At 46.3% G+C, this 18,929-nt stretch carries 15 protein-coding genes; 6 read left to right on the plus strand and 9 right to left on the minus strand.

The window, feature by feature from the left end; genetic code table 11:
• Nucleotides 1-21: 21 nt before the first annotated feature.
• From LGS26_RS07945 to LGS26_RS07975, 7 genes are all read right to left on the minus strand, one after another.
• Nucleotides 22-807: an ABC transporter ATP-binding protein gene (locus LGS26_RS07945; RefSeq protein ID WP_237888347.1), complete on the minus strand. Its 786-nt coding sequence runs from the start codon at nucleotides 805-807 to the stop codon at nucleotides 22-24.
• A gap of 21 nt (nucleotides 808-828) precedes the next feature.
• Nucleotides 829-1,635, minus strand: a complete 807-nt coding sequence (locus tag LGS26_RS07950) for an ABC transporter ATP-binding protein (protein ID WP_237888348.1) — start codon at nucleotides 1,633-1,635, stop codon at nucleotides 829-831.
• A gap of 4 nt (nucleotides 1,636-1,639) precedes the next feature.
• Nucleotides 1,640-2,647: a FecCD family ABC transporter permease gene (locus LGS26_RS07955; protein WP_237888349.1), complete on the minus strand. Its 1,008-nt coding sequence runs from the start codon at nucleotides 2,645-2,647 to the stop codon at nucleotides 1,640-1,642.
• Nucleotides 2,637-3,626, minus strand: coding sequence for an ABC transporter substrate-binding protein (locus LGS26_RS07960; RefSeq protein ID WP_237888350.1), 990 nt, complete (start codon nucleotides 3,624-3,626; stop codon nucleotides 2,637-2,639). Before LGS26_RS07960 ends, LGS26_RS07955 begins: the two co-directional genes overlap by 11 nt.
• Before the next feature lie 3 nt (nucleotides 3,627-3,629).
• Nucleotides 3,630-5,843, minus strand: coding sequence for a TonB-dependent receptor (locus tag LGS26_RS07965; protein WP_237888351.1), 2,214 nt, complete (start codon nucleotides 5,841-5,843; stop codon nucleotides 3,630-3,632).
• A gap of 239 nt (nucleotides 5,844-6,082) precedes the next feature.
• Complete coding sequence (locus LGS26_RS07970; protein ID WP_237888352.1) at nucleotides 6,083-6,748, minus strand: response regulator; 666 nt, start codon at nucleotides 6,746-6,748, stop codon at nucleotides 6,083-6,085.
• Nucleotides 6,745-8,142 carry an ATP-binding protein gene (locus tag LGS26_RS07975; RefSeq protein WP_237888353.1) on the minus strand — a complete coding sequence of 466 codons (1,398 nt, stop codon included), beginning with the start codon at nucleotides 8,140-8,142 and terminating at the stop codon, nucleotides 6,745-6,747. The genes LGS26_RS07970 and LGS26_RS07975 overlap by 4 nt, the downstream gene beginning before the upstream one ends.
• 343 nt (nucleotides 8,143-8,485) lie before the next feature.
• Between LGS26_RS07975 and LGS26_RS07980 the strand changes: the two genes are divergently transcribed.
• Both LGS26_RS07980 and LGS26_RS07985 read left to right on the plus strand, forming a co-directional pair.
• Nucleotides 8,486-8,968 (plus strand): Spy/CpxP family protein refolding chaperone, encoded by a 483-nt coding sequence (locus LGS26_RS07980; protein WP_237888354.1) that lies wholly within the window; start codon nucleotides 8,486-8,488, stop codon nucleotides 8,966-8,968.
• Between the two features lie 880 nt (nucleotides 8,969-9,848).
• Nucleotides 9,849-11,210 carry a YVTN family beta-propeller repeat protein gene (locus LGS26_RS07985; protein ID WP_237888355.1) on the plus strand — a complete coding sequence of 454 codons (1,362 nt, stop codon included), beginning with the start codon at nucleotides 9,849-9,851 and terminating at the stop codon, nucleotides 11,208-11,210.
• 54 nt (nucleotides 11,211-11,264) lie between these two features.
• Here the strand turns inward: LGS26_RS07985 and LGS26_RS07990 are convergent, their stop codons facing one another.
• Nucleotides 11,265-12,149, minus strand: coding sequence for an LOG family protein (locus LGS26_RS07990; protein ID WP_237888356.1), 885 nt, complete (start codon nucleotides 12,147-12,149; stop codon nucleotides 11,265-11,267).
• 129 nt (nucleotides 12,150-12,278) lie between these two features.
• Here LGS26_RS07990 and glgB point away from each other — a divergent pair, with 129 nt between their 5' ends.
• Nucleotides 12,279-14,189: a 1,4-alpha-glucan branching protein GlgB gene (gene glgB / locus LGS26_RS07995; RefSeq protein WP_237888357.1), complete on the plus strand. Its 1,911-nt coding sequence runs from the start codon at nucleotides 12,279-12,281 to the stop codon at nucleotides 14,187-14,189.
• Here the strand turns inward: glgB and LGS26_RS08000 are convergent.
• The gene (locus tag LGS26_RS08000; RefSeq protein ID WP_237888358.1) at nucleotides 14,186-14,578 is read right to left on the minus strand and encodes a DnaJ family domain-containing protein; all 393 of its coding nucleotides are present in this window, start codon (nucleotides 14,576-14,578) and stop codon (nucleotides 14,186-14,188) included. The genes glgB and LGS26_RS08000 overlap by 4 nt on opposite strands.
• Before the next feature lie 77 nt (nucleotides 14,579-14,655).
• Between LGS26_RS08000 and recN the strand changes: the two genes are divergently transcribed.
• From recN to LGS26_RS08015, 3 genes are read left to right on the plus strand one after another with little or no spacing between them, the layout of a single operon-like run.
• On the plus strand, nucleotides 14,656-16,314 hold the full coding sequence (gene recN / locus LGS26_RS08005) for a DNA repair protein RecN (RefSeq protein WP_237888359.1): 1,659 nt from the start codon (nucleotides 14,656-14,658) through the stop codon (nucleotides 16,312-16,314).
• Nucleotides 16,289-17,335, plus strand: coding sequence for a thiamine biosynthesis protein (locus LGS26_RS08010; RefSeq protein WP_237888360.1), 1,047 nt, complete (start codon nucleotides 16,289-16,291; stop codon nucleotides 17,333-17,335). The genes recN and LGS26_RS08010 overlap by 26 nt, the downstream gene beginning before the upstream one ends.
• Nucleotides 17,329-18,921, plus strand: coding sequence for a peptidylprolyl isomerase (locus tag LGS26_RS08015; protein ID WP_237888361.1), 1,593 nt, complete (start codon nucleotides 17,329-17,331; stop codon nucleotides 18,919-18,921). Before LGS26_RS08010 ends, LGS26_RS08015 begins: the two co-directional genes overlap by 7 nt.
• The last annotated feature ends 8 nt before the right edge of the window (nucleotides 18,922-18,929 follow it).

Below are 18,929 nucleotides of genomic sequence, written 5' to 3' on the forward strand. Positions count from 1 at the left end.
GTTCTCCATGCCCACTAATTCTTAATGCAGCGTCTTCCCATCGGCTGCCGGCCCGATGGACACAAGGTGCCTGAAGCCACTGCAATCTACCTCTTCCGTCTCAACTCCATAGACCAGATTCATATTTTCCTTGCTCATGACGGAACCAGGAGGCCCTTTTGATACAAGGCGTCCGTTGTGCAGCATGACCACCTGATCCGAAAACCTGTAGGCAAGATTCAGGTCATGCAGCACGATTAAAATACCTATCTGTCTTTGTGACGCCGCTGCCATCAAAGACTCCATGACCTCAAACTGGCGTCTTAAATCAAGATTGCTTGCCGGTTCATCAAGGAGCATATAGTCCGCCTCCTGGACAAGGACCCTGGCAAAGAGCACCCTCTGCCTCTCGCAGCCGCTCAGTTCATTAAAATCCCTGTTCGGATCCATGTTGAACGCATCAAGCACTGCGATCGTCTTGTCCACATCTTCTTCAGTGGGTTGCCATGCCGTTGAATATGATCTTCTGCCCATGATGACTACATCAAAGACCGTCATGTGGGGCCTTGGGAAATGGCCTTCTTGCGGCATGTATGAAAGGCGCTGCGAGCGTCTCGTCACCCCCATCAAGAAGGCGTCTTCGCCGTCTATGGTCACCGAGCCCTCTGTTGCTATAAATATCCTGAGGATACACCTTAAGAGCGTACTCTTTCCTGCACCGTTAGGCCCTATGACAGAGACTATCTCTCCACGGTTTATGCTAAACGAGATGTCTTTAAGTATCTCACGGCCTTTATGTCTGAAACCTAATCCATTCACAGCCAGCATGGCCAATAGCCCCCTGTCTTTTTAATGAAGAGATAGAGCAGACGGAATAATTATTTTCATACCATTATGATGCAGCACAAAGACATCAATTCCATAGAGCAGCCTTAAGCTCTCTTCAGATATAACCTGACTTGGCTTGCCATGAGATATCACAGAACCATTATTGATCATTACAACCCTATCAGAAAAAAAGGCCGCAAGGTTAGGATCATGTATAGTCATGAGCGTAATCAAACCTTTTCGCATTACCATGTCTCTCACCTTTTTCAAGACGAGCAATTGATTTCTGAAGTCAAGGTGAGAAGTCGGCTCATCCAGCAGCAGGACAGGCGTATCCTGTGCAATAGCCCTCGCCATCAGGACGAGCTGCCTTTCGCCCCCGCTCAGCATGGTGTATCGACGGTCTCTAAGCCCTGCTATGCCGACCTCTTCTATCGCCTCTTCAGCCTTCATATAGTCCTTTCCTGATGGCATGGAAAAGGCCTTGACATGGGCGGTCCTTCCCATCAAAACCACATCAAAGACCGAGTAAGGAAACGGTGGCTCATGGTCCTGAGGGACACAGGAAAGGAGTTTTGCCCTCTTCTTTGGAGCCAGAGTGGTTATATCCTGATTTTCAAGATAGATTGCGCCTGATTTCGGCTTGAGTTGCCCTGATATGCACCTGAAAAGCGTGGTCTTACCTGATCCATTGGGCCCGAGTATCGCCGTAACCTCCCCGGGCATCGCCTTGAATCCGACCCTTTTCAAGACACCGTGGCAGTCCGTCGTCTGTCCATTAGTTCTGGCGGATTGATAACCGGCGCTGATATCTTTGATCTCCAGCATATCATCAGCCCTTAAAAAGGCCCTTTTCGCCCCTTCTCATGAGATACATAAAAAACGGCGCCCCGGAGATCGCCGTGATTATACCAACGGGTATCTCAAGGTTTGACATGCCCCTTGAGATGGTATCCGCAAGGATCATGAATGCGGCGCCCCCTGCAATGCTCAATGGAAGAAGCATCTTGTGATCAGGGCCGCTCATCATCCTTATTAGATGCGGGACCATAAGCCCCACCCAACCTATGATCCCGCTTACCGATACGGCGATGCTTACTACAAGGGATGTCGAACCGATAAGCATCATCCGCTCCATTCTTACATTTACCCCTAGCGCCCTTGCCTCATCGTCTCCCATGCTGATGGCGTTCAGTCTCCAGCGCATGAAAAAGACCGGGGACATCCCGATGACAACACCCAGAAAGGCGATCCTTACAGAGCGCCAGTCAGAGAGAGAAAAGCTCCCCATCAGCCAGAAGACTATGCTTTGCAGCCTGTTCGGATCGACCATGAACTTGACTATAGATAGCATGGCAGTAAAAAAAGATGACACCACCACGCCTGAGAGGACGAGAGACAGCCTCAATATCTCGCCCTGGGCGCTTGCCATAAGGAAGGTCAGGGCAACCGCCAGCATCCCGAAGAAAAAGGCGCTGACCTGAACAGGTATCCATGGCAGAAAACCGATGGAGACCGCGCAACCAAAGGCGGCCCCTGCTGAGATGCCAAGTAGATACGGGTCCACCAGGGGGTTCCTGAATATCCCCTGAAGCGCGGCCCCTGAGCCGGAAAGGGCGACGCCCACAAGCCCTGCAAGGAGTATCCGCGGAAGCCTTATGTCGAATATGATGGCGGCCTCAGGACGGCTTACCTGGGTCGCGCCTTTGAAAATCCCGTTGAACAGGATCGACAGCACCTCAAAAAATGACAGGTTGTATGCCCCCATAAATATGGAAAACATACCTGCAAGGATCGGGGACAAAAGCACTATCCATACCACCGGCCTTTTACTGCGCAATTTTATCTATCTCCCCATAGGAAACCCCGAAGACATTCCTGTAAAAGCGGTCAACCACACCATCGAAATCTACGTCCTTGAAATATTCCGGATAGGTCTTCATGGCCATCCAGAGGGCGATGGGCGCAAGCCTCGGAGACCATGTCGACCATTCAGAGGCCCTGTAAACCCTGTTTTCACGCATCGCCTTTACCGACGCCCACTGAGAGCCCTTTGTAACCGTCTCGATCGGATAGCCTGCATTACCCCATATAAATATCACATCAGGACTCCATGTAATAATCCTTTCAAGCGAGACATCCCTATTCCTCTCCTGTATATCGCCGGCAGGATTTATGCAGCCTATCATCTTAAAGATATCGTTAGTTACGCCTATGCCGCATGCAACCGTAGTGGGCTTGCCGCCAAGCCACAGGCACCTCTTTCTCTTCTCCTCAGGAATAGTTGCAACCCGCTGTCTGATGAGCCTGAATATCTCCTCCATCTTATTAATGACGAACTCCGTGCGTTTCTCTCTGTTGAACAGCCTTCCGTGAAGCCTCATCACCTCATAGAGCTCTTCGATACCCTCTGGATAGACGCCGATGACCTTAAGGCCCTTTTGTTCCATAAATCTCATGATCTCAGGCCTGTATGTCCATGTGATTATGAGATCAGGCTTAAGGGCAAGTATAGCCTCTATGTTGACATTATCCCCTGTGCCGACTGACGGTATGGTTTTTTCGGCATCCGGCATTGTCGCCTTGAATAGATCGTCATGAGAATAGGCCCATCTGTTTATCCCTGCCACATCATCCCAGATATCAAGCGCCGGTATGAGATCATATGTGATAAGAATGACAGCCCTCTTTACCGGCGCATCAACGGTAACCACCCTGCCAAGTTTATCTTTGTATGTGACAGTATAAGCCAATACATGACTGATATCCATCAAAGATAATATAACTATCAGGCCTGTAATGACTGTCTGTTTCTTCATGGCCTAAAATTTTATCTCCAGCTCGCCGAACCACTGTCTTCCAGGCGTCTTGTAGTATGAGTAATAATCTCTATCAAATAAATTATCGATTGAAAAAGACAACTTTGAATAATTCGTCAAATTATAGGATATCTTTGTATCAACCACAAAATATGGGTCATAAGATGTATAAACCCCGTTTAATCTGTCTCTGTTTTCATCATCGCCGTATCTCTTGCCGACATATCTTCCGATAACAGATGTCATAATCCTTCCTTCTGTATATTCACAGCCCAGGTTAAACATCTTTTCCGGCACATCCATCATCCTCTTACCCTCTGTTGATGGTTTTGCTGCATTTTCTTTTATCTTCGCATCTATATATGTAAAATTTGCGAACAGTTTTAATGAATTATACAGCTTCTGTTCCAGCTCAAGCTCTATGCCTTTTGACTCCGCCCTTCCTGCATTTATAAGTTCCTGATATTTATCCGTTACTATCTTTCTGTAGATAACGTCTTTCAGATAATTTTCAAAATAGACAGCCTTTATCTTTGCCCCTTTCCAAAGCCCCTGTTCAATCCCTGCATCCCATGATGTGGTCTTTTCAGGCTTTAGATTTGGATTTCCTGCATAAGTTATACCTGATACTGCTGTCCATGTCCTGTATAACTCATAGACAGTAGGTGGCCTGAATGCCTGCCCTACAGATGTCTTCAATGTCATTTCTTTGAACGGATTATATACAATGGCAAGTTTTGGACTGAATGCAGAGTCAGTATTTGAGCTGCAATCTATTGGATAGCCCTTTGAACCAATCTGATTTATATATCCATCGTATGTCTTCCACCAGTCCTGCCTTGCTCCGATAAAGAGGGTCAAGTTGTCAAGTATAATGTATTCATCCTGCACAAACAGCGCGAATATCCGATCCTTTCCCTTCGACTGATATGAAATAGCCCCCTTTTCGTCTTCCACCTGCCAATTAGGCAATTTATGTTCTTTAGTATCTGCCTGCCCCTGTCTGAAGGATGAGCCGAAGGTGAGTATATGACTGTCCATGACCGGCAGGGTAAACTGGAGGTCACCGCTGTAATTTTTGGACGGTGTGTTTGATACCTTGCCAGGACCGCCAAATCTCGTTGCAGATGACGAATCGGCCATGGTGTACCATGAATCATCCAGTTCAGAGATCCCAAGGTTCAGTTTTGTCTGAAGGCTTCCGAACCTTGTCTTGTATGAGATGTTATAGATATCCTGTTCCTTTCCACCCGGACCTGAAAGATAGGATGCCTCCCTTACCTTGCCATAGGACCACACAGGATCGCCCTTGCCATCCCTCAGATATGTATGCGGATAGTCGTAATTATATTCGTATCTCGCCCTCATGAACATAAACTCGATTGCCGAGTCCTGAGAGATGTCATAGCCCCCTCTCAGCGTAAGAGAGTCGTTCCACCACCTGTTGTCGCCGGTATCTCCGATCAGATACCTCGGCTCACCCTTCGGCGTCTTTGAAGACCTGTAACCCGTAACGCCCGCCGGAGGTCTCGAGCCCTGAAGATCAAGGCCTGCCGGATAGCCCTCGGTGGTCTTGAAGCCATAGCTCAGAAAGAGGCTGAACCGGTCTTTATATCTGTCTCCATAAGAGACATAATCCGTCCGGAGGTCATCGAGGGCATTGCCCCTGTCCCAGCTTGAGCCATAGCCCGTCTTTAGTTTGAACTCCCTCTTTTGCGGCAACTTCGTGATGAGATTGATGACGCCGCCCATTGCATAGCCCCCGTAGAGGCTTGAAAACGGCCCTTCAACCACCTCTATCCTGTCTATGTCTTCAGGCGAATAGGCGCCCCATGGGACGCCGCCTGAGTAGGCGTCATTCAAGATGACGCCGTTCAACATGACGAGGTTTCTCTGCTGACCGGATATACCGCGCATGGAGACCGCAGCGATGGAATCCAGCATCCCCTTTCCGCGGCTGGAATACACGCCCGGAAGGGTGTTGACGGCCTGATCAATAGACTGGATATCCCTTTTTGACATCTCATCCTTTGTCACCACATAGGCCGAACCGGGCGCCGATGACAGGGACTGCTCCGTCCTTGTGGCCGTGACCAGGACATCCTCCAGGGAAATGGCGTCATCAGACCCTTCTCCAAGGGCAATACCCGCCATGCCGCCTGATGCCAAAAAAAACATCCCCAAAAAGATATGCGCCAGTATCTTCACCCTCTCCATCCCCAAAAATCTCCCCTAAAAAATCTTCGCAAAAACCCGAAACGTATTTATGTAACACTTTTTTAAATTTTGTGTAACTATAACTTAAAGATCAATAATATGTCAAGAGGAATAGATGATCATCGCCCGAACCTCAATAGATGATTATCGATAACCTCGAAACAGATTTTGCAAGGATATAGCCCAACCAAAAGACCGATAAATCAATAGGTTAAGGATGAATCAAATCCCCTCTTTTGCTAATCGAACTTATATCCAACACCGTAAAGCGAATGGATAAAATCAGCATCAGGGGCAACCGATTTGATTTTTTTGCGCAGCTTTTTGATATGACTGTCAATGGTGCGATCACCGACAATGCGCTGGTCGTCGTATATGTAATTCATAAGTTGGGTGCGACTGAAAATACGGCCTGGATGGGCAGCCAGGATGCTGAGCAGTTTAAATTCTACGGCGGTAAGCTTCAGGTCATGCCCATTAAAAGTCGCCCGATAACGGATCTCATCAAGTACAAGCCCTTGCGCAGCCGCTGGCTGTCCACCAGATGCACGCCGCAAAACGGCCTTTACCCTTGCCACAACTTCACGCGGGCTAAATGGTTTACAGACGTAATCGTCCGCTCCAAGCTCTAGCCCGAGCAGCCGATCAATCTCTTCAATACGGGCCGTTACCATGATGATCGGCACGCCTGAAAATGAACGTATGTCCTTACAGACCTCCATGCCGTCACGACCTGGAAGCATCACGTCAAGAAGGATCAGGGCCGGGGCGTTCTGGCGCACCCATGGGACAACATCCAGGCCGTTATCCAGGCAAGAAGGCTCAAATCCCGCCCGTTTCAAATAGTCGCTCAGCAGGCTCGCAATCTTCGATTCATCTTCGACAATCAATATCTTATTGTTCATTGATCTTGTTCCCTGTCTTCACCCGGATAACCGGTCAAAGGCAGCAAGATCTTGATCCACAGACCACCGAGAGGCGATGGGTGGGCCTCTATTCTCCCACCGTGATCCTCGACAATCTTCTTACATATCGCTAATCCCAGACCTGCCCCTCCTGAAGCCCTGCTGCGGGAACTCTCGACACGATAAAGTCGGTCGAACAGCTTCCCTATTTCAGAGGCCGGCACACCTGGTATGCTGTCCATGATATCGACTATCGCCCATCCGTGCCCGTGCCCCAGATTGATTTTGACCTGGCCGCCCGGATCGGTGTATCTCTTCGCATTCTCCAACACGTTATCAAATAGCTGACTAAGTCGCTCATGATCGGCGACAAGCCACATTTTACTCCTAGGCAGGTTGACAGTCATGGCTATAGATTTCTTTATTATCTCAGGCCTCACCCTGTCCACCGCCTCGACAAGGACCTTAGATAGATCTATCTTTGTCTTCTTGTAAACCAACGCGCCGACATCGGACAATGCCAACTGGTAGAGATCATCCACCAGTCTGCCAAGACGTATTACCTCAGAATGGAGAGAGCCTATCGCCTCTACAGTCGGCTGCCTGACACCATCCTGAAGCGCTTCGATCTCTCCCCGCAGCACAGCGAGAGGCGTACGTAATTCGTGGGAAATGTCGGCCACAAACTGGCGGCGCGCCTGCTCATTCTTTTTGAGCGTCTCAGCCATCAAATTGAAATCCTTGGAAAGTTGTCCCAGCTCGTCAGTGGAGTTGTCGGGAACGCGGATATCATACCGCCCTGAAGCGAGAAGATATGTGGCATCGGCCAGATTTTTAAGCGGCCTGACAAGATGGCGCGCAAGAGGCAGAGACAGCCCTACGGCCACTACTAGCATTATGCAAGCCGTAATAATTAGGATCAGTTTCTGTTGTTTCAAAAAGTGGAGCTGGTGCACGTCCGAGAGATATTTGCGCGGCCTAAACCCCACATAGCCGACTACGCGGCCTTCATAGGTAATTGTTTTAAAGTTGTTGATTTCGGAAGCAGTCCCGGTTCCGAATATCGGTCTATGCTTAGAGTCAAGCAAAAAGATGCGCTTTCCCAGATGATAACACTTATATCTTAATCCAAACGACCCTAACGGTCTTTGATTCGCCCATTTGTCACCTGACTCTGGCGCAGGCAAGCGGCTGACCTGAGGAGCGATCTCATACATGGTCTCTGCTATGAATTGATACATCTTTTCCGGGTCATCACGCAGGAAATTCCAGTTGTGGTGTTCGGCATATGCGCTTCCAAGTTTCTCGGCAAGATCTTCAAGCCTATCTTCTTCAAGCCTGTTGACATAGCCCAAAAATCCATGGCCGACACTCCATTGCATGATCAAGAGCATACAGATAACCACAATACAACTAGCAGTAAGAATTGCCAAGAAAATCCGTTGGGTAATGCTTAAATTCACGTCGCCTCCATTTGGCCGGACATGATGCGCAAATTGATTCCATTGCTACCATAAAAAATTACAAGAAAAAAAATAAAATTTGAACCCCAAAGAAAAATTTCCTTATTCCTTTCATATTTTTTCCTTTTTTGTTTCGTATCTTTTTTCCAAAAATCAAGATAATCTTTAAAAAAGGAGGTGAAGATAAGGATTATGTATCCTGCTCATTATCCAATCTGAATTGGAGTTTAATCTTATCTCTAACTTAGAAAATAACTTCGAAGGGAGTTTATTTATGAAAAAGCTAAAAATAATTTGCACTATCTTAACTATCTTAATTATTCCGTCTTCTTCTTATGCAGACCAACTACAGGATAAACATATGGGTCAGATGATAAGCTGCATAGGATGTGAAAAACACAGAAAACAGATGATTGAAGCGAGGATACAAAAACTTCAAAAAGAACTAAATCTCTCTAATGCCCAGGTGGAAAAGATAAGGGCTATAAAGAAAGAAGGTTTTGAGGCATTCAGAAATGCCAGAAAAAATCTGAAAAATCCTATGCTGGAAGCCACTAAATCTCCAATTTTTGACAAGGCCGTCTTTATATCCACAGCAGTGGATAACACTAAGACTCTTGCCCAGATAAGGGCGGAGAATTTTGAAAAATTCTATAGCATCTTAACCCCTGAGCAAAGACAAAAATTCGTTGCTATATTAAAAAGTAGAATGACGCGTCATTTCAAGCGACCTATATCGGCCCATCGGCCCATATAAAGATTCTGCTTTCATTCTTTTAACAGGGATGATTTTTATTTTTGCAAATCAAATTAAGTATGTTTTTTTGCTTTTATAAAAAAATTATAAGGAGGCACTTTACCATGCAAATTTCCAGCATTACTTCACTTCAACCAGCAACCTTGACAAACACAACTAGCAATTACAAGCAATGGCGCACCGACTTTCAGCAACTTGGCAGGCCCTTCAGTCAGGCGATCTGAGCGGAGCTCAGCAGGCATTCAGCAATCTGCAACAGGCTATGCAAGGTCATCATCATGGCCATCATCATGGCGGGGGAATCAATACTACTGTAAGCACCACAGCCGCAATTACAAACTCTTCTTCTACTTTTAATGCCACTACTGGCGCCACTGTAAATACTGTTGCATAATTAAGATATCGCTAAGTGCTATCAATTAGAAGTAGTTTTTTAAAATAATATTTATCAATATAACATAATTTATCTAGAAAACTAAATTTTTAGCGTACAAGGGCAGGCCAAGTAACCTGCCCTTGTGAATAGGGCAAAAAAGCGCCTTCTCTTGCAAAGGATTTTTGAAATGCTCCGCCTTGATATTTGATTGGTTGGATTACAGCCCAAGTTACAAGATTGACTTGGTTTTCAATCCGGTATTTTCGCTTCAACCAAAAAGATTGCCAATATGGCCGAGAGATTGAATAAAGAATGAAACCCAGGCCAGGAGATGGTAACCGAAGAATCCGTCTGTTACCGAATTCTTGCATTTATATAAAAATGGAATTACATTGGGAATTAAATTTGAGAGGAAGGATGCGTAAAAATCTTTCCTAACCTCAAAAGATTCAGCGCTGCAATTTCAAACAAAAATCTTGACAGTGCCTTTGGGAGAAAAATATCATGATTAAAAAGAGTATATCTTGCCTAGTGATGGGCAATTTTTACCTGACTCTTTTCATTTATGCCATCTTAAACGGAGTGGCCTACGCCGGTCCATTGGCCTATATAACAAATTTCGATCAAGATTCAGTCTATGTCATAGATACTACAACTAATACAGTTATAAGTGAGATAGGGGTTGGCAGATGGCCTTTTGGCATAGCTATCACATCAGATGGATCAAGAGCATATGTAACAAACAATCTTGATAATACAGTTTCTGTCATAGACATAGCACAAAATAAAGTTATTGCCAATATTAAAGTAGGCAATGAACCGATGGGAATAGTTGTAACCCCAGATAATGCAAAAGTATATGTAGTAAATCACGATGATTCTGATATTAATGCAAGCGATGTATCGGTTATAGATACATCAACAAATTCAGTTATTAAAAAAATCACCGTAGATTATGGACCATGGGGCGCCGCAATTACTCCTGATGGATCAAAAGTTTATGTAACAAATAATATGGCCAATACAGTTTCAGTAATAGATACAACTACTAATAATGTCATTAAAACAATATCAGTAGGCAACGGACCTCATGGTATAGTAATATCACCAGATGGAACAAAGGCTTATGTAGCTAATAGTGGAAGTGCAAGTGTATCAGTAATTGATATAAATTCAAACATGGTTTCAGCAACTATACCAGTAGGTAATATACCTTATGGTTTAGCAGTTACGCCAGATGGTTATAAAGTCTATGTAACAAATAATGCAGATAATACAGTTTCGGCTATCGATACAATTACAGATACAGTCTTTTATATAATCCCAGTAGGAAGTGGACCAGTTGGTATAGCCTTTACACCTGATGGTTCAACTGCCTACGTAGTTAATAATGGCGATAACAGCATATCTGTCATACCACTGGCCACAAATATAGTTTCTACTACTATCCAAGTTGGAAAACAACCTATAGCCTTTGGAAATTTTATAATGGGTAAACCATCACTTATCATAAATGCACATGCTCAACGTAATGATAAAAATGAAGTAACCCTTACTAATCCTGTCAATTTAGAGTATGAAATAAAAAACAGCATGCCAGGAGATGAACTATTTCTTATTTTATATGCCCCACAACTCGGGATAAACTGGTCATACCTCAATAGCCAGGCACAGTGGATTCCTTTGCCTAACGATCTAAGTCAAGTTACTCCATTTGGCTATACAACAGCCAACGGCATATTTTCGCTATATAAAGGCGACCTCCCTCCAGGCGACTATATCCTTTATATGGGATTCGATTCAAATAAAAATGGTTTTCTCGACAACAGCGTTGTATATGACGGCATAACAATCCATGTCCAGTGAAATGCAGCAAAAAATTATTTCATAATTGTTAATGGTACATAAATTGTAGATCAATCAAAAAATAAGCGCATTTTTGATTATTTCCCAGGCCTCCTCGGCTGTCTCTACATATTGGAAGATATTCAAATCCTCTGATGAAATAACCCCTTCTTCCACTAAAAAATCAAATCCTACGGCCTTTTCCCAAAATTCCTTGCCAAAGAGCAACACCGGAATGGGTTTTATCTTTTTGGTCTGGATGAGGGTCAAGGTCTCAAAGAGCTCATCCATAGTACCAAATCCACCCGGAAATGCCACAAGGGCCCGTGCGCGCATGAGAAAATGCATCTTTCTTATGGCAAAGTAGTGGAACTGAAAACACAGCTCGGGCGTAATATAGTTGTTAGGCCTCTGCTCATGCGGCAGCACGATATTCAACCCTATGCTTTTTGCATTTTTTTCAAATGCACCGCGGTTTGCAGCCTCCATGATCCCAGGTCCGCCACCGGTTATCACAAATATCTTACACATCTCATTGTTGTTACAATGTTCGGAAATTATGCCGGCAAGCCGACGCGCCTCCTCATAGTAGGAAGATTTTTCCACAAGCCTTGCCGCTATCTTCAACTTCTGGGCTGCGGCTGGATCCTGCGGATCTTTCTCTACCTCCTTAAATGCCTCATCCATGACCTTTTTTGCAATTGCCGGATCAGGTATCCTTGTACTGCCGAAGACCACAACCGTCGCCTCAATGCCATGTTCCTCAAACATGATCTCGGGTTTCATGAGCTCAAGCTGGAGACGGATCGGTCTCAGTTCGTCCCGAACGAGGAAATCCCTATCCATATAGGCAAGCCTGTACGATGGTGACAGGGTCTGTGGAGATTCCACGAAGAGTTCAGCGGCCTTTAAGTCTTCCTGCGCTGATGGAAATGGTTTTTTACGTATCTTTTCTGACATATTGCTATCCTCGACTTGAAATTGTTATTATGGAAATCCAAGGGTTCACCATCGCTGGCCGTCCAAAACTAATAAATGCGCAACTCATTGATCAAGTGCATTAAAATTTAAAGTGGAGCAACAATCAATATGCATGAAGAACAAAAGACTCTGTTGACCGACTACGACCTCCATCTCCTCATGGAAGGGACACACCTTCGAGCCTGGACGAAGCTGGGTGCCCATCCCTGTAAATCAAACGGAAGAAACGGGACATGGTTCGCCGTATGGGCACCAAATGCCGAGAGTGTATCCGTGATAGGAGATTTCAACAACTGGGATGAGACAAAAAACCCTCTCGCCTGCCGTGGGGATTCCGGCATATGGGAAGGATTCATAACCGGGGTAGGTCACGGTTATCTTTATAAATATGCAATAACCTCGAGATACAACGGCTACAAGGTACAAAAGGCCGACCCGTATGGCTTTTTTTTTGAGATAAGGCCCAATACGGCCTCTGTCGTCTGGGATATCTCAAACTATAGTTGGAGCGACGGCGAATGGATGGCGACGAGACGGGGCAAAAACAATCTAAACAGCCCGATCAGTATCTATGAGGTGCACCTCGGATCATGGATGCGCGTGCCAGAAGAGGGCAACAGATGGCTTACCTATAGAGAGATAGCGCCAAAACTCGCTTTATATGCCAAGGAAATGAATTTTACCCATATAGAATTCTTGCCTGTGACCGAGCACCCGCTTGACGCCTCCTGGGGTTATCAGACAATCGGCTACTTTGCTGCTACCAGCCGTTTCGGCACACCGCAGGACTTCATGTACCTGGTTGACCATCTCCATCAAAACGATATCGGCGTCATTCTCGACTGGGTCCCGGCCCATTTCCCAACAGATGCCCACGGGCTTTGCTTTTTTGACGGCACCCACCTCTATGAACATGAAGACCCGAGAAAGAGGGAACACAAAGATTGGGGCACATATATATTTAACTACGGAAGACACGAGGTGGCCAATTTCCTCCTTGCCAACGCCCTTTTCTGGCTTGAGGTATACCACATAGACGGCCTGAGGGTGGATGCAGTGGCCTCAATGCTCTACCTCGACTATTCAAGGAATGAAGGTGAATGGGTGCCGAATATCTACGGCGGAAGGGAAAATCTGGAGGCCATCGCGTTTCTGCGCCATCTTAATGAGACTATCTACAAGGAACACCCGGATACCATGACCATTGCAGAGGAATCGACGGCATGGCCCATGGTCTCAAGACCTACCTATCTCGGCGGCCTGGGATTTGGTTTTAAGTGGAACATGGGTTGGATGCACGACATGCTGCTTTATATGTCAAAAGACCCGATCCACAGGAAATATCACCACAACAACCTCACATTCAGCCTGCTCTATGCCTTTCACGAAAACTTCATCCTACCCTTCTCGCACGATGAGGTCGTACATGGCAAGGGCTCAATGATCGGCAAGATGCCGGGCGACGAGTGGCAGAAATTTGCGAATCTAAGGCTCCTATATGGCTATATGTACATGCATCCAGGGAAAAAACTCCTCTTTATGGGGAACGAATTCGGACAATGGGCCGAGTGGAACTTTGAAACAAGCCTTGACTGGCATCTACTTCAGTATCCGCCTCACAAAGGGCTTAGAAAATGGGTGATGGATTTAAACTGGTTTTTAAAAACCACACCGGCGATTTATGACCTTGACTTTGAACCGGCAGGGTTTGAATGGATAGACTGCAACGACAGCAACCAAAGCATCGTCTCGTTTATCCGCAGGGCACGGAATGGCGATATGATAGCCTGCGTATTCAACTTCACGCCGGTCCCGAGACATAATTATGTCATCGGCGTACCATGTGGCGGTCATTGGAGAGAGACAATCAACAGTGACAGGGAGACTTATTGGGGAAGCGGCCAAGGGAATCCAGGCCACATTACGGCACACCCCATCCCTGCCCATGGAAAGAATTATTCCGTCGAGATAACTATACCACCCCTCGGCATGGTAGCATTGAGTCCGGATACTGACTAACCAGCACCTTTCGTATTTTTATAAACACGGACCTTTTCAGCCACTTTTCTGTAATAGAGCTGGTTCACTTCAAGATTTACCGGTCTTTTTCTTGCAAGGTTTATCTTTGTTATCATGATATTTAATTTCCTTACCTGCCTATAGCGCTCCTCCTCGTCGGTAAGCCCATTGAGGAGGTCAATGGCCGTCCTAATCTCCTTGCCTTCCTGAAGTTCAGGCGGAAGGAAACCGGCATTTTTTAAAATCTTGTAGGCCATCCGGAGATCAGGCGGGACAAATGAATCGTCTTCATAGACAAGCGGCCTGCCCTTGCCTTTTATATTGTCGAAGTCACCCCGCTCCATGGCCTCCCTTATCCTCTTCTCGGCCATCTGCTCTATAAAAAACATCTGTTAATCCCAACTCCTTTCAGCCCTGAAACAAGATATACTTGAACGTCATCATAGGTTAAGTTAATAAATTAATCATGCTACTTGAGATTAGTCTAGAGAATTTCGTACTTATAAAACATCTGCACCTTTCCTTCGCCCCAGGCCTCACAGTAGTGACTGGAGAAACCGGCGCCGGCAAGTCGCTGCTCATTCAGGCCTTAAAGATAATCTTGGGGGCAAAGGCAGCCCCGCAACATATACGCACCGGCGAAGAACAGGCCGTTATCCAGGCCGTCTTCGAGACCCCTAAGGGATATGGGGTAATTCTTGATAGATACGGGATACCAGAAGACGACGTCATAATAATCCGTAGGAACCTGACAATAAATGGACGGACAAAAAATTATATCAACGGTGCAATGGTCAACCTCCAGACCCTGAGAGAGATTGCGGCCCCGATCGCAAGCCTTGGGGGTCAACATGAATTCCAAGGACTTTTAAGCACAGCAAACCACTGCGTGTGGCTGGATCGCTTTGGGGACCTAGAGCCATATGTTTCAGAGGTTTCAAACCTGCATCAAGCGCTACTCTCTGCCAAAAAGGCCTTTGACATGGCATTGAAAGAAAAGAAGGCTACCGAAGAGACTGTATCGAGACTTGAAAGAGAGTTACAGGAGATCGCGTCGGTTGCGCCTGTACATGGAGAAGATGAGACATTGGATCAGGAATTGAAGGTATTGAAAGAGGCTGCAAATCTAAAAGCAATTGGTGAATCGTGCTATAATGAATTATATATCCAAAAGGGCTCCCTTCTTGAAGGGCTCGCTAGATGCAAGGCAGCCCTTGAGCGCATGAGCGCCGTTGACCAAAGGGTTAAAAAGGCGGACCAGGAATTTGCATCGGTTATCTATCAGGCTGAAGAGACGGCCTTTTTCCTCAGAGACTACCTCAAAGACCTGCCTTCTGACATCTCACGACTAGACGAGGTGGAGGAGCGTATACACAGACTAAGGGAACTTAAGAGGCGTTTCGGCCCTGAACTTTCGGACGTCCTCTCTTATAAAACAAAGATCGAAAAGAGGCTTGATGAGACAAAAAATCTTGACGGGACCATTGAAGACCTCGAAAAAGAAATCTCAAAAAAAGAAAACGAACTGCTGGCCTCGGCGTTGAGACTCTCAAAAAAGAGAAAAGAGGCGGCGATGAGGCTGTCTCGCGCAGTCGAGGCAGGCCTTAAGGAATTAAATTTTTCGAGATCGGCCTTTTTAGCCGAAGTAACAGGTCCTGAACATCCTAAGGCTGAAGATGTCAGCCCAAATGGCCTGGATGAGGTAAGGTTTATATTCAGTCCCAATATAGGAGAGCCACCTCGTCCGATTGAGGAGATAGCCTCCGGCGGTGAGCTTTCCCGTGTAACGCTTGCATTAAGGGCCGCCCTTGCCGAAAAATTCGGGATCGAGACGATAATATTTGACGAAATAGACGCTGGACTCGGTGGCGAGACCGCTGGCTGCGTCGGCCAGAAACTCAAGGCCCTTGCCGATCGGGGGCAGGTTATTGCGGTAACACACTTCCCGCAGATAGCTGTGCTCGCCGATCACCATGTAGTGGTAACCAAGACCGTTGAAGAAGGCAAGACATTGACCAAAATAAAAAATCTCACAGCTAGCGAACGCATGGATGAAATTGCAAGGATGCTCGGCGGGGATCAGGCCACGGCCAAAAGATATGCGAAAGAACTCCTCTCGTCTTGAGACAATCTGCCTGTTGCTCTATTCAGGCGGTCTTGACAGTATCATTGCATATAAAATACTTGAGAGACAGGGCCTCACCGTCAAGGCCCTAAGGTTCATAAGTCCGTTTTTCGGGCATGAATTCAAAAACCGCGAGGATGAAGCAAGGCTGGAGGCCCTTGAAAAATATGGGATAGACCTCGAGATTATAGATGTCTCAAGGGATTATCTAGAGATATTGAGATCGCCGAGATATGGATATGGTAGATACCTCAACCCATGCATCGATTGCAAGATATTCATGGTCAAGCAGGCCATTGCAAGGCTCGACAGCCTCGGTGCAACCTTCATAGCAACAGGAGAGGTTGTCGGCCAAAGGCCATTTTCCCAACGCAGGGATACGATCAACCTCATAGAGAAAGAGGCAGGGGCCAAAGGATTGATATTAAGGCCTCTCTCGGCCCTAAATCTCCCGCCGACCCCCATGGAAAAAGCGGGCCTTGTGGATCGATCGAGGCTCTTGGGGATAAGTGGACGCAGCAGGAAGCCCCAGATCGCACTTGCCGAAGAATTCGGCATAACTGACTATCCGCAACCCGGCGGTGGCTGTGTACTTACAGACCCAATTCTATCCAAAAGCATCAAAAGATTCATAGAGATCCAGCCTTCATTCGGACCTGACGACGTATTTCTTGCCATAATAGGCAGACGATTCCTGTTTCCCGATGGATCATGGCTGATACTCGGAAGGAACGATAATGAAAATAAACGCATCATGTCCCTCTTAAAAAAGGGCGATATATGTCTCTGCACAGCCGAAGGCACAGGACCGCTTGGACTCTGGCGAAAAATGATACGACGAGATGATGATATGGCGCCCAATTATGAAAGATGGTATGAAAGGCACAAAACCGAGGTGGAAAATATATTTTCGCGATATGCCAAGCGCGGCAGAGGCGTATTGTTCATAGAAATCTCTAGAGACAAGGCGCTTGATCTGGACCGGCTATCAAATAACGAAAGGAAATCTTTTCTATGCTAGATCTTATCAGACGCAATGCCAGCTCCTGGATTTTGAAATTCATCCTTGGGGCCATAGTCCTCGTATTTGTCTTTTGGGGGATTGGGAATTTCCGCTCCCAAAGGTTGCAGACAGTGGCGCAGGTGAACGGTGAAAAGATAACCGTCGATGAATACCGCAGCGCCTATTCCGACGCCGTCAATCGATACAGACAGATGTTCCAGGGAAAGATACCGGAAGGGCTCCTTGAAAAACTAAACATCAAGCAACAGGTCATAGACGGACTCATCCAACAGGCGCTTGTGCGCCAAGCAGCTGATAAAATGGGAATCAAGATAAGTAATGAAGAGCTTCAAAAGGCTATAGCATCCATACCGGCCTTCCAACGAAACGGCGTGTTCAACAAGGTTATATATGAAAGGACGCTGAGGAGCCAGGGGATGCTTCCCGCATCTTTTGAAAACAAAGTAAGGGATGAGCTCCTTGCGGAACGGGTGGTCGGCCTGCTGAGTGCAGGACTTATGGTTCCAGATGATGAGGCAAGAGACCATTACATGTATGAAAACCAACAGATAGACCTTAATTATGTGATGGTGGATGCAAACGAATGTAGAAACGAGGCCAAGGCGACCGATCAGGATGTGACTACATGGTACAATGCACACAAAGAAAATTTCAGGACCGAACCACAGATAAATATAAATTATCTTTTTTTCGATCAAGAAGGGCTCTTGAAGGGCATAAGTGTGACTGATGATGAAGAAAAAAATTATTATCAAGAACATAAAGCTGAATTTGTCAAAGACAAGGCAAAGCCAGGGGAGCTACTGCCATTTGATGAGGTAAAAGATAAAATCGCCGAGAAAATAAAGGCTGCAAAGGCAAAAGACCTTGCATGGAAAAAGGCGAATGAGGCCTACAATGAGATCGTCGGCCTAGGAAGCCTTGCTGAATATGCAAAACGCCATAATATCAAGCTTGAGGCGACGGGCCTCTTTTCTGAAAAATCCCAACCCAAAGGCCTAATGCTTGGATCTGATGCAGCAAGTCAACTGTTTAAACTAGGTCAGGGTGAGCTCAGTTCTATAATAGAAACCCCAAAAGGGTTCGTCATAGCACAGATAGCGGAGAAGAAGACGTCCTACATCATGCCCCTCGACGAGGTGAAAGACAGGGTAGAGGAGGCTGTAATCAACAAAAAATCCAAGGATCTCTGCAGGGCGAAGGCCGTGAAACTGCTCGACACAGCAAAGAAGATCGGCCTTGATCAAGCCGCCAATGAGATGGGCCTCAAGGTGCTTGAGACAGGCTTTTTCAAACGTTCCGACATCACAGCGAACGGAAAACTGCCAATGCAGGCCGCAAAGGTCGGGCTCTCCCTCTACGGAGATAAACGTCTGCCGGATGATGTAATAGACACTGGGGACAGATTTTACGTCTTGTCTTTCAAGGATAAAAAAGATGCGGATCCAAACGGGTTTGAAGGACAAAAAGATGAAATCGTCAAGCAACTACTCTCCCTCAAACAAAGGACACTTATCCAAGACTGGCTTGCCAATCTAAAAGCAAGGGCGAAGATAAAGATATACGACAAGGCTGTTCTTTAACTGCCCCC

Origin of the sequence: Dissulfurimicrobium hydrothermale (assembly GCF_022026155.1) — a bacterium.
Classification (GTDB): Bacteria; Desulfobacterota; Dissulfuribacteria; order Dissulfuribacterales; family Sh68; genus Dissulfurimicrobium; species Dissulfurimicrobium hydrothermale.

Excerpts from the sequence above, each read along its gene's own strand:
- LGS26_RS08000 (WP_237888358.1), bottom strand. The coding sequence starts at position 14,578 with ATGTTTTTTATAGAGCAGATGGCCGAGAAGAGGATAAGGGAGGCCATG.
- LGS26_RS08015 (WP_237888361.1), top strand. The coding sequence starts at position 17,329 with ATGCTAGATCTTATCAGACGCAATGCCAGCTCCTGGATTTTGAAATTC.
- recN (WP_237888359.1), top strand. The coding sequence starts at position 14,656 with ATGCTACTTGAGATTAGTCTAGAGAATTTCGTACTTATAAAACATCTG.
- LGS26_RS07970 (WP_237888352.1), bottom strand. The coding sequence starts at position 6,748 with ATGAACAATAAGATATTGATTGTCGAAGATGAATCGAAGATTGCGAGC.
- LGS26_RS07950 (WP_237888348.1), bottom strand. The coding sequence starts at position 1,635 with ATGCTGGAGATCAAAGATATCAGCGCCGGTTATCAATCCGCCAGAACT.
- glgB (WP_237888357.1), top strand. The coding sequence starts at position 12,279 with ATGCATGAAGAACAAAAGACTCTGTTGACCGACTACGACCTCCATCTC.
- LGS26_RS07990 (WP_237888356.1), bottom strand. The coding sequence starts at position 12,149 with ATGTCAGAAAAGATACGTAAAAAACCATTTCCATCAGCGCAGGAAGAC.
- LGS26_RS07980 (WP_237888354.1), top strand. The coding sequence starts at position 8,486 with ATGAAAAAGCTAAAAATAATTTGCACTATCTTAACTATCTTAATTATT.
- LGS26_RS07945 (WP_237888347.1), bottom strand. The coding sequence starts at position 807 with ATGCTGGCTGTGAATGGATTAGGTTTCAGACATAAAGGCCGTGAGATA.
- LGS26_RS07965 (WP_237888351.1), bottom strand. The coding sequence starts at position 5,843 with ATGGAGAGGGTGAAGATACTGGCGCATATCTTTTTGGGGATGTTTTTT.
- LGS26_RS07975 (WP_237888353.1), bottom strand. The coding sequence starts at position 8,142 with ATGCTCTTGATCATGCAATGGAGTGTCGGCCATGGATTTTTGGGCTAT.
- LGS26_RS08010 (WP_237888360.1), top strand. The coding sequence starts at position 16,289 with ATGCGAAAGAACTCCTCTCGTCTTGAGACAATCTGCCTGTTGCTCTAT.
- LGS26_RS07960 (WP_237888350.1), bottom strand. The coding sequence starts at position 3,626 with ATGAAGAAACAGACAGTCATTACAGGCCTGATAGTTATATTATCTTTG.
- LGS26_RS07985 (WP_237888355.1), top strand. The coding sequence starts at position 9,849 with ATGATTAAAAAGAGTATATCTTGCCTAGTGATGGGCAATTTTTACCTG.